Genomic DNA, 8,776 nt, shown 5'->3' with positions numbered 1-8,776 from the left:
TCCTCTATTTCTCGTACTATCTTTTTCGTTTGTTTCCATCGTTCTTTTGACCCTTGTTCTTCCTCTGACAATAGTCGCGTTATTCGGTCATGCTTTATCTCTCCTTCCAACATATTTGACAACCCTGTCGCTGTTGCTTGACCAAAGCTTACGCTTAAATAATCTGTGTATATGTTTAATTCTTCTTGCTTCATACTTATTTATCTTCTTTTAATTTGGGATTCTTTGCGTAACTTGAGTTATTAAAAAGGGTTATTCATCGATTCTGCTTATTGTGGCTTTAATCATAATTCAAATACCCTAAAATAACTTTTGTTATTCACACCGATTTGAATCAAAATAAGCCTAGCTCACATCATGGTACCAATATGCAGCCCTCTACTCTCGATAACTTAAATGCAAATAGTGCAGAAGCACTTGAAGGTCAACGCCATTTTAGCTCCTCGCATTGGCAATATTGGCTGGTAACACTCATTGCATTTGCTTGGTCACTATTTCAACTTTATATTGTTGTGACATCCGACCCATTTAATTCCACTCAAGTACGTTCTATTCACCTCAGTTTTGCTTTATTGCTTGCTTTTCTCATCTATCCATTTCTACATCGCTGGTCTAAATTTTCCATTAGTTGGTATGATTTCTTATTTGCCTTGGTGGCGAGTATTGGTGCGTTTTATATTTTCTGGGAATTTAAATCATTAGCAATGCGCCCCGGTGACTATTTGCAACGAGATATTATTATTGCATTGATTACCACTGTTTTCTTACTCGAAGCCTCAAGGAGAGTTTTAGGGCCTGCATTGGCAATTGTTGCGGTTGTCTTTTTGGTTTACGACCATTTTGGTCCTTATATGCCTGAATTAATCGCGCATCGTGGTGCAAGTCTGAATAAATTGGCAGGCCACATGTTTTTAACCACTGAAGGGATTTTTGGTGTGCCGTTGGGAGTCAGTGCCAGTTTTGTATTTCTATTTGTACTATTTGGCTCACTTCTAGAAAAAGCAGGAGCAGGAGCTTATTTCATTAACTTATCTTATTCCTTGTTAGGACGATTTCGAGGTGGGCCTGCTAAAGCAGCAGTTGTCGCCAGTGGTTTAACTGGGATAATCTCAGGTTCATCTACTGCTAATACCGTGACAACGGGTACGTTTACAATCCCATTAATGAAGCATATCGGTTTTCCAGCCCATAAAGCGGCAGCAGTTGAAGTGGCAGCCAGCACCAATGGGCAGTTGATGCCACCTATTATGGGAGCGGCAGCCTTTATTATTGCGGAATATTTGGGCATTAGTTATTCAAATGTTATTTATGCTGCGTTTATTCCCGCCTTTGTATCTTATTTTGCTCTATTTTATGTAGTGCATTTAGAGTCATGTAAACTGGGCATTCAAGGCGAAGACCCCAGCCAATTGCCACCTAAATTAAAAACATTTCTGTCGGGTTTGCATTATTTAATCCCTATCTTTTTCCTCATTTATACCTTGATTTGGTTACAGCAGTCCGCTATTTCCGCCGCATTCAATGCCATTATGTTCATAATGCTGATTATGGTAGTACAACAGCCGCTTACTGCAATCATGATGGGAAAGAAATTAGATAATCAGCTATTTCTACAAGGGTTTATTGATATTTTCAATGGTATGGTATCAGGTGCAAAAAATATGGTTCCGATTGCCATAGCCACTGCTGTTGCAGGCGTTGTTGTTGGCTCAGTGACCTTAACAGGTATTGGACAGGTATTAATCGAAGTGATTGAACAACTTGCAAACGGTAATATCTTGTTGATTTTAATATTTACCGCATTCATTTCTTTGATTTTGGGGATGGGTTTACCAACCACTGCAAACTACATCATTATGGCTTCACTCACTGCGCCTGTGATTTTAAATTTATCGATGGACACAGGTTATTTAGTCCCTGCTATTGCAGCCCATTTATTCGTATTTTACTTTGGGATTTTAGCGGATGATACCCCGCCTGTTGGCATTGCTGCTTACGCTGCTGCTGGCATCGCCCGAGCTAATGCGGTTCAAACAGGGATTCAAGGCTTTATTTATGATATGCGCACCGCTATTTTGCCGTTTGTATTTTTCTTCAATTCGGAAATTCTATTGATTCGAGAAATTGATGAAAGTGATCCCATGAATGCGAATGGCTGGGTATGGATTACCAATCCGTTTGAAGTGGGCTTGATTTTTCTGATGACGACGGTAGGTATGTTTGCTTTTGCCTCATTATTACAAGGCTATTTCTATACCCGCACAATATGGTATGAACGCTTGTTGTTTATCCCTGTGATGCTGATTTTATTTTTACCCAATGAAGCCGCAAAATTGATGGCATTACCACATCAATACTTAAGTTATGTGATAGGTGGTGCTCTATTCGGTTTCATCTTCATGTTGCAAAAATGGAGAACGATATAAATTAGGTAAAATTATAAGCTATAGCTAATTCCATCTTAAGTGCGAGGACTGGCAGTCCTGAAATTCTTTAAATATTAATTGCTTTCAAAAATAAGGACTGCCAGTCCTGTATCACTTTAAAATAAAATGACTATAGCGTGATTAAGATGCTATTCAGGACTGCGAGTCTTTCAATAATTGCAGTCCTGATATTTTTTTTAAATCGCTTCTGGCTGCTGTACATCTGCAAGTTGTTTTAACATAATGGGTTCATCTTGCAATGGCTGTGGTTTACCAACCCAGAAACCTTGAATATAATCTACTTTCAAACCTTGTAGTTTATTAAAAATTGCTTCATTTTCAACAAATTCTGCAATTGTTGCAATACCCATCAAATGAGCAATTTCATTGATAGACTTGACCATCGCATAATTTACTTTATCTTCAGCAATATGCCGAATCAGATTCCCATCAATTTTAAGAAAATCAATCGGTAATTTTTTCAAAAAGCTAAAGGCGGAAATACCCGAACCAAAATCATCCATCGCAATTTGACAGTCTAAGCCTTTCATTTCCTGAATAAAATGCTGAGCACCCGTGAAATTACTAATGGCGGCTGTTTCTGTCACCTCAAAACAAATTTTATTTAAAGGCACTGTTGTCGCTTGCAAATGTTTTTTGACCTGTTTTAAAAAGTTTTTATCTGCCAGAGAATAAGCCGAAATGTTAATGCTGCAAAGATTTAAACCTTGTAAACGAGTCGGATTATTAGTGAGCCAAGTCAAGGTTTGAGCAATAACATATAAGTCTAACGTGGGCATTAAATTATAACGGGCTGCGGTGGATAAAAATGCGCCCGGCGGTGCAAGATGACCTTGGCGATCATCCATGCGTAGCAAGACTTCATAAAACTTAGGATAAGGCGTTTCTTCAAGCGAGCTAATTGGTTGGTAAAAAAGATGGAATCCTGAATTTTTTTCCAAATTACTATTAATAACTGAAACCCATTCAATTTCTTCGGCTAAATCAGTATCTTTATAAATATGGACATTGTTACGCCCCGCATTTTTTGCAGCATAGCAAGCCGCATCTGCCATGGCTAATATACTTTTTTGATTAGTTGTTTTGTCGGATAAATATTCCGTAATCGGCATTAAACCAATACTAATACCAATTTTAAAGACCCGGCGATTGAGTTTATTTTTCTCATCAGTCCAGAAAAAACGCAGATTTTGCACGTCATCACATAATTTATGAGCAATTAATAACGCATCTTGTAATTTACATTGTTCTAACAATAGCGCAAATTCATCACCACCCAAACGGGCTAACGTAGCATTGATATAGCTGCTAAATTCATTGACTGTGGTTTGTAGTAATGCGGCAACGTCTTTCAATAATTGATCGCCTGCATCATGACCGCAAGTATCATTGACAATTTTAAATTGGTCTAAATCCAAATAAAGTAATGCGTGCGAAACCCCTTTTTGGCGTGGCTGTTGCAATATATCTCGAAGACGATTATTAAATTCATGCCGATTAAACAAAGTGGTAAGTGCATCATGCTTGGCTTGATAAGACAATTTTTGAGTCATACGGCGGTTTTCAGTCATATCATGAAATACTAAAACCACGCCAATAATATTGCCATGACGATCTTGAATCGGTGCAGCAGAATCTTCAATCGCAAAACAGTGCTTCCCATTTCTATGTTTTAACACAATATGATTTGTATTGTTTGTTAATTCAACAACTTGCCTTTCTTCTAAACAGGATTCAATCGGAAAGTGTACAGATTGCTTAGTAATTTCATTGATAAGAGAAAAAATATCATTGAGTGGCTTGCCACGAGCTTCATCATAAGACCAGCCTGTAAGATAGGTCGCAATGGGGTTAATATATTCAATCAACCCTTTTGCATCAGTTGTAATCACGCCATCACCAATTGATGCTAAAGTCACTTGGGCTTTTTCTTTTTCATCAAATAAGGCTTCTTCAGCCCGTTTTGCTTGTAGAATATAATGAATTCGATTGCGCAATACGTCCCAGTTAACAGGCTTAGTCACATAATCGGTTGCCCCTGCGGCATAGGCTTTGTCTACCCATTCGCGGCCAACATACGCAGTGACAATAATAACAGGCAAATATTTGGCTTCAGGCAAAGCTTTAATTCGTTGACAGGCGGTTACACCATCTAATGTTGGCATATCCGCATCCATCAAAATGAGTTCAGGTCGATGCTCAATAAAATAGTCAATGGCTTGTTGACCGTTATCTGCAGTCTTTACCCGATAACCAAATTTTTGTAATATTTCAGCCAATACTTTGCGCATTAAAGGGGCATCGTCTACGACTAAAATATGTCCTTGATAATCTGCCATGTTTAATGAGCCTGTTTTAATAACGCAATGGCACGTTGGGATTCATAATGTAATTTTTCTAAACAGGATGCGATATTTTTAGTGTGCATGGTTTTCGCTTTATCTTCTAACTCTTTACAGGCTTGTCCAACTAAAACCGCACCCATTTGTAAGCATTCACCTTTAAATTGATGTGATTTGTAACGTAAATATTCGTAGTCTTGTTGCTCAAAGGCTTGAGCTAATTGAGCATATTGCTCTGGTATGTATGCTATAAATTGTTGCAGTAGCATCAAACTTGTTTCGCTACCCATAATTTCTTCTAAATGGTGCAACATTGTAAAATCAATCGGGCTTGTTTCTGGTGCTGAACTCATAGCATTGCCCTCGCTATCATAGTGAATTTTTTAGTATTGCCTGCTAATAATATTGTGGACAGCCTTTAGACTATTTCAATAAGTTGTCAACAATATCATTTTTCAACTCATTGAATTTATTTGATGATTTCAAAAAGTGTCCGAACACTTGTGCTAATAAATCTACTTTTTTATGATTAATTGACAATTCTAAAACATGTATTTAAAGTTTGCTGCTACACACAGGACAATTGGGATTTTTGCGCAATTGCATGGTATATGATTCCATTTGCAACACATCCAACAGCAATAAACGTCCGTGCAATATTTTACCAACTTTGGTAATTAATTTAATGGTTTCTAAAGCTTGCATACTACCAATTACCCCTACTAGTGGTGCAAGAACGCCCGTTTGGGTACAGGTTTCTTGTAAATCTTGCTCCGTTTGATATAAGCAGCGATAACAAGGGTCTTGTTCAGTCTGATTTAAAAATACACTGATTTGTCCTTCCATCCTGATTGCTGCCGCAGAGACTAACGGGGTTTTGGTCTGGACACAGGCTTGATTGATTTGTAAACGTGTTGTTAGATTGTCTGTACAGTCTAGCACCACATCAATATTACCGAGTTGCTGGCTTAAGGTATCGGTATCGAATGACTGATAAAATGTCTCAATTTGGCATTCTGGATTATTGGCTTTCAATTGTTGCAGTGCGGAATCTACCTTATATTGGCCAATATTTGCAGTATGATGTGTAATTTGACGTTGTAAATTAGAGAGTTCCACTTGGTCAAAATCACATAAAACCAGTTTTCCAATACCTGCCGCAGCAAGATATAAACTGGCAGGTGCGCCCAATCCTCCTAAGCCGATAATCATGACCTTAGCATTGAGTAAACGTTGTTGGCCAATTAAATCTAATTCTGGCAATAAAATATGGCGGCTGTAGCGTAAAAGCTGATTATCATTCATGAATTATTTTTTGTTTTTACAGTCTATTATTTTCAATATTTTGGATCAATTTTGAGCTATCCACACTCTATTAAGTACTTAATTTTATTGGGTTGAATTCAAGCAAACCGTGCTTTTTAGCTGAGTAAGGTTTAATCCATTTCCTAAAATTGAAGCCTTTGTATCGCTTAGCTTGTTTAAAACTAACTACTGATTTTTATATCCAAGATCATTTAATGTTTATCTAAATCATCAAGTTCTAACTCAAAATCATCGTCATCATAATCGTCTTGAAAACCATCAAGAAAAAATCGACTTGCTAGCAGAAAAGCGAATAATACTAAGCTTGTTAACAAGCAAATTAATGTCGCTTCGAATAAGCTAAAATGATAAATTTGCCCTAATATGAACCCAAGCCCAATAAATAGGCTAGAAAGCAATAAAACCACCATAGCCATTATAATAACTGCTAAAAAATATCTAAACATCTAAAGAAAATCCATGCGATTAGAGAGAGATGTGGGTTATAAATATGTAGTGCAATACGTATAGTTTGGTATTTAACACCCTAGAAAAAATAATGTCAAACCAAACCCTTTATATAAAACAGCCTGTTGTTTTACATGCTTTAAGGCTTTAGAATCAAACTAAGCTTATCACCTAATTAAAAATGTCCATGCGCCCAGCCTCTAATTTATTGTACTTATTGTTTTTATGGCTCTTGATGGCTGTTGTCGTCGTTTTTATCCCTATTTTAGCACTATTATGGAAAATAGTAGGCTTTGCTATATTGGGCTTGGCATTGCTAGATGCTTGGAAGATGTATTGGACAAGGCCGTTACGTATTGAAAGAACAGTGTCAAACTCATTGGCATTGGGGGTTTGGTCAGAGGTAAGTTTGCAATTACGCAATCCTTATTTACAAACTCAAAAAGTTGAATTATTTGATGATTATCCGCCACATAGCGAATTTGAGGCTTTACCACAAACTTTGCTCGTTAAGCCACAACGTTCGGTACAAACCCATTATCGAATTTGTCCAGAACAACGTGGCAATACACAATTTTCAGGCACGCATTTATTAACTTATTCGCCATTAGGTATTTGGAAAAAATATCAATATGTCAAACATGAAAACCCTATCAAAGTGTATCCAAATTTCGCAGCTTTGACTAAATATACCTTATTAGCAATGGAGGATCGTTTAGGTCAAATCGGGATTAAACAGCTCCAGCGGCGTGGTGAAGGCTTGGAATTTCATCAATTACGAGATTATCGTGCAGGTGATAGCTTACGCCAAATTGATTGGAATGCATCAGCGCGGATTAAAAAGCTAATTTCGAAAGAATATCAAGATGAGCGCGACCAGCAAATTATTTTTTTACTCGATTGTGGGCGAAGAATGTGGACCCAAGATGATGCTCTATCGCATTTTGACCATACTTTGAATGCGATGTTATTGCTAACTTATGTGGCTTTACGTCAGGGCGATGCTTTGGGATTAATGACATTTAGTGGTGATGGGCCGCCGCGTTGGTTAGCTCCAAGAAAAGGCTTGAATTCAGTCAATACCGTGTTGAATACTGTGTACGATTTACAGCCTAGTTTAAAAACCAGTGATTATTTAAATGCAGCTAAACAATTGATTACACGTTTAAATAAGCGGGCTTTAATTATCGTCGTATCCAATTTACGTGATGAGGATCATGAAGAGCTGATTCCAGCAATGAAATTATTACAACGTCGACATTTGGTTTTGTTAGCCAGCTTACAAGAAACGGTTTTAAATGAAGTGCTTGATAAGCCTGTTAATCATTTTAAAGATGCTTTACGTTATGCCGCAACCCATGAATATTTGCTCCGTCGCCGCCAAGCACATGAAGCCTTAAATCGTCATGGTGTATTGTACTTGGATACTGAGCCAGAGCATTTGCCTATTTCCTTAGTCAATCGTTATTTGGAAATTAAGCGTAGTGGCGCACTATAATGAAAGCAGAATTTTTTATTTTATCAGTCACGTTAAATGTCCCTATTTTTTTTCTACTTCGTCACTTTATCACCAGTAATACAATTTCAGCAGATTTTATGAATGCGGTGTTGGGCATCATGATTTTTTTTATTGTCGCCGAACACATCCAGTTATATTTCTCTGCCAGTAATGGAAGAAATTTAAATAAGTTAAATCAAAAGCTTAGTGATGCTTCTTATGTTAATAGAATGGCTTTTTTGTATCTATTCTATGGTACACTTGCATTAGCGTCCGTCATTTATTACCCAAATTTCCCTAGTGTTTTTGCTCTATTTATTATTATTTTCGTATTTTATTATTTCGTCTTATCAGCAGTCATAACCGCGTTTGTTTATTTTTTAACAGAGGTGGGTTTTCGATACAATTTACAAGATTCTGAGAAAGTGAAACAGTTCTTAAAACAACTATCCTCCAAACATGAGCAATCTGAGCAAGAAAATGAAAATTGTGGGGAAAATCGTTTGAGCATGATTGAAATCAATGCGATTGATGATGTTTTTAAGAAAATGATCCGTAAAGAATTAAAAATAGAGCTTAAGTTTATTTTATATAGCACTTTATTACTGTGGAGTCGTTTATTTAGCCTCGTCAATGCCACGATTTTATCCTTGTTATTAGCTGAAATTGTTTAGAATGTCGACAACTGAAAAAGCTTAAAATTGAAAAACATCAGT

The 8,776-nt window shown here is 37.0% G+C and carries 7 protein-coding genes and 1 pseudogene; 3 read left to right on the top strand and 5 right to left on the bottom strand.

Annotation, left to right across the window (positions count from 1 at the left end; translation table 11 throughout):
- Nucleotides 1-194, bottom strand: a pseudogene (locus ABXH34_RS06435) (IS701 family transposase); the annotation flags it as partial.
- A 174-nt stretch (nt 195-368) separates the two neighbouring features.
- Here ABXH34_RS06435 and ABXH34_RS06430 point away from each other — a divergent pair.
- Complete coding sequence (locus ABXH34_RS06430; RefSeq protein ID WP_353571042.1) at nt 369-2,426, top strand: TRAP transporter permease; 2,058 nt, start codon at nt 369-371, stop codon at nt 2,424-2,426.
- A 197-nt stretch (nt 2,427-2,623) separates the two neighbouring features.
- On the opposite strand, the gene ABXH34_RS06425 is transcribed toward ABXH34_RS06430, so the two are convergent.
- The 4 genes from ABXH34_RS06425 to ABXH34_RS06410 all read right to left on the bottom strand — a co-directional run bounded on the left by ABXH34_RS06425 (nt 2,624) and on the right by ABXH34_RS06410 (nt 6,531).
- The gene (locus ABXH34_RS06425; protein ID WP_353571041.1) at nt 2,624-4,786 is read right to left on the bottom strand and encodes an EAL domain-containing protein; all 2,163 of its coding nucleotides are present in this window, start codon (nt 4,784-4,786) and stop codon (nt 2,624-2,626) included.
- Nucleotides 4,787-4,788: 2 nt separating this feature from the next.
- Nucleotides 4,789-5,142 carry an Hpt domain-containing protein gene (locus ABXH34_RS06420; RefSeq protein WP_353571040.1) on the bottom strand — a complete coding sequence of 118 codons (354 nt, stop codon included), beginning with the start codon at nt 5,140-5,142 and terminating at the stop codon, nt 4,789-4,791.
- 202 nt (nt 5,143-5,344) lie between these two features.
- Nucleotides 5,345-6,094 (bottom strand): HesA/MoeB/ThiF family protein, encoded by a 750-nt coding sequence (locus ABXH34_RS06415; protein ID WP_353571039.1) that lies wholly within the window; start codon nt 6,092-6,094, stop codon nt 5,345-5,347.
- Between the two features lie 212 nt (nt 6,095-6,306).
- On the bottom strand, nt 6,307-6,531 hold the full coding sequence (locus ABXH34_RS06410) for a hypothetical protein (RefSeq protein ID WP_353571038.1): 225 nt from the start codon (nt 6,529-6,531) through the stop codon (nt 6,307-6,309).
- A 266-nt stretch (nt 6,532-6,797) separates the two neighbouring features.
- Here ABXH34_RS06410 and ABXH34_RS06405 point away from each other — a divergent pair, with 266 nt between their 5' ends.
- On the top strand, nt 6,798-8,060 hold the full coding sequence (locus ABXH34_RS06405; protein ID WP_353571037.1) for a DUF58 domain-containing protein: 1,263 nt from the start codon (nt 6,798-6,800) through the stop codon (nt 8,058-8,060).
- Nucleotides 8,060-8,734 carry a hypothetical protein gene (locus ABXH34_RS06400; RefSeq protein ID WP_353571036.1) on the top strand — a complete coding sequence of 225 codons (675 nt, stop codon included), beginning with the start codon at nt 8,060-8,062 and terminating at the stop codon, nt 8,732-8,734. Before ABXH34_RS06405 ends, ABXH34_RS06400 begins: the two co-directional genes overlap by 1 nt.
- Nucleotides 8,735-8,776 lie beyond the last annotated feature (42 nt).

The sequence above is a fragment of the Candidatus Albibeggiatoa sp. nov. BB20 genome, from assembly GCA_016744725.1.
Taxonomy (GTDB): Bacteria; Pseudomonadota; Gammaproteobacteria; order Beggiatoales; family Beggiatoaceae; genus Albibeggiatoa.
This window is presented reverse-complemented; position numbering and strand designations above follow the sequence as displayed.

What these genes read in the sequence shown, in the direction of transcription:
- ABXH34_RS06420 (WP_353571040.1), bottom strand. Translation starts at nt 5,142, where the DNA reads ATGAGTTCAGCACCAGAAACAAGCCCGATTGATTTTACAATGTTGCAC.
- ABXH34_RS06425 (WP_353571041.1), bottom strand. Translation starts at nt 4,786, where the DNA reads ATGGCAGATTATCAAGGACATATTTTAGTCGTAGACGATGCCCCTTTA.
- ABXH34_RS06410 (WP_353571038.1), bottom strand. Translation starts at nt 6,531, where the DNA reads ATGGCTATGGTGGTTTTATTGCTTTCTAGCCTATTTATTGGGCTTGGG.
- ABXH34_RS06415 (WP_353571039.1), bottom strand. Translation starts at nt 6,094, where the DNA reads ATGAATGATAATCAGCTTTTACGCTACAGCCGCCATATTTTATTGCCA.
- ABXH34_RS06430 (WP_353571042.1), top strand. Translation starts at nt 369, where the DNA reads ATGCAGCCCTCTACTCTCGATAACTTAAATGCAAATAGTGCAGAAGCA.
- ABXH34_RS06400 (WP_353571036.1), top strand. Translation starts at nt 8,060, where the DNA reads ATGAAAGCAGAATTTTTTATTTTATCAGTCACGTTAAATGTCCCTATT.
- ABXH34_RS06405 (WP_353571037.1), top strand. Translation starts at nt 6,798, where the DNA reads ATGGCTGTTGTCGTCGTTTTTATCCCTATTTTAGCACTATTATGGAAA.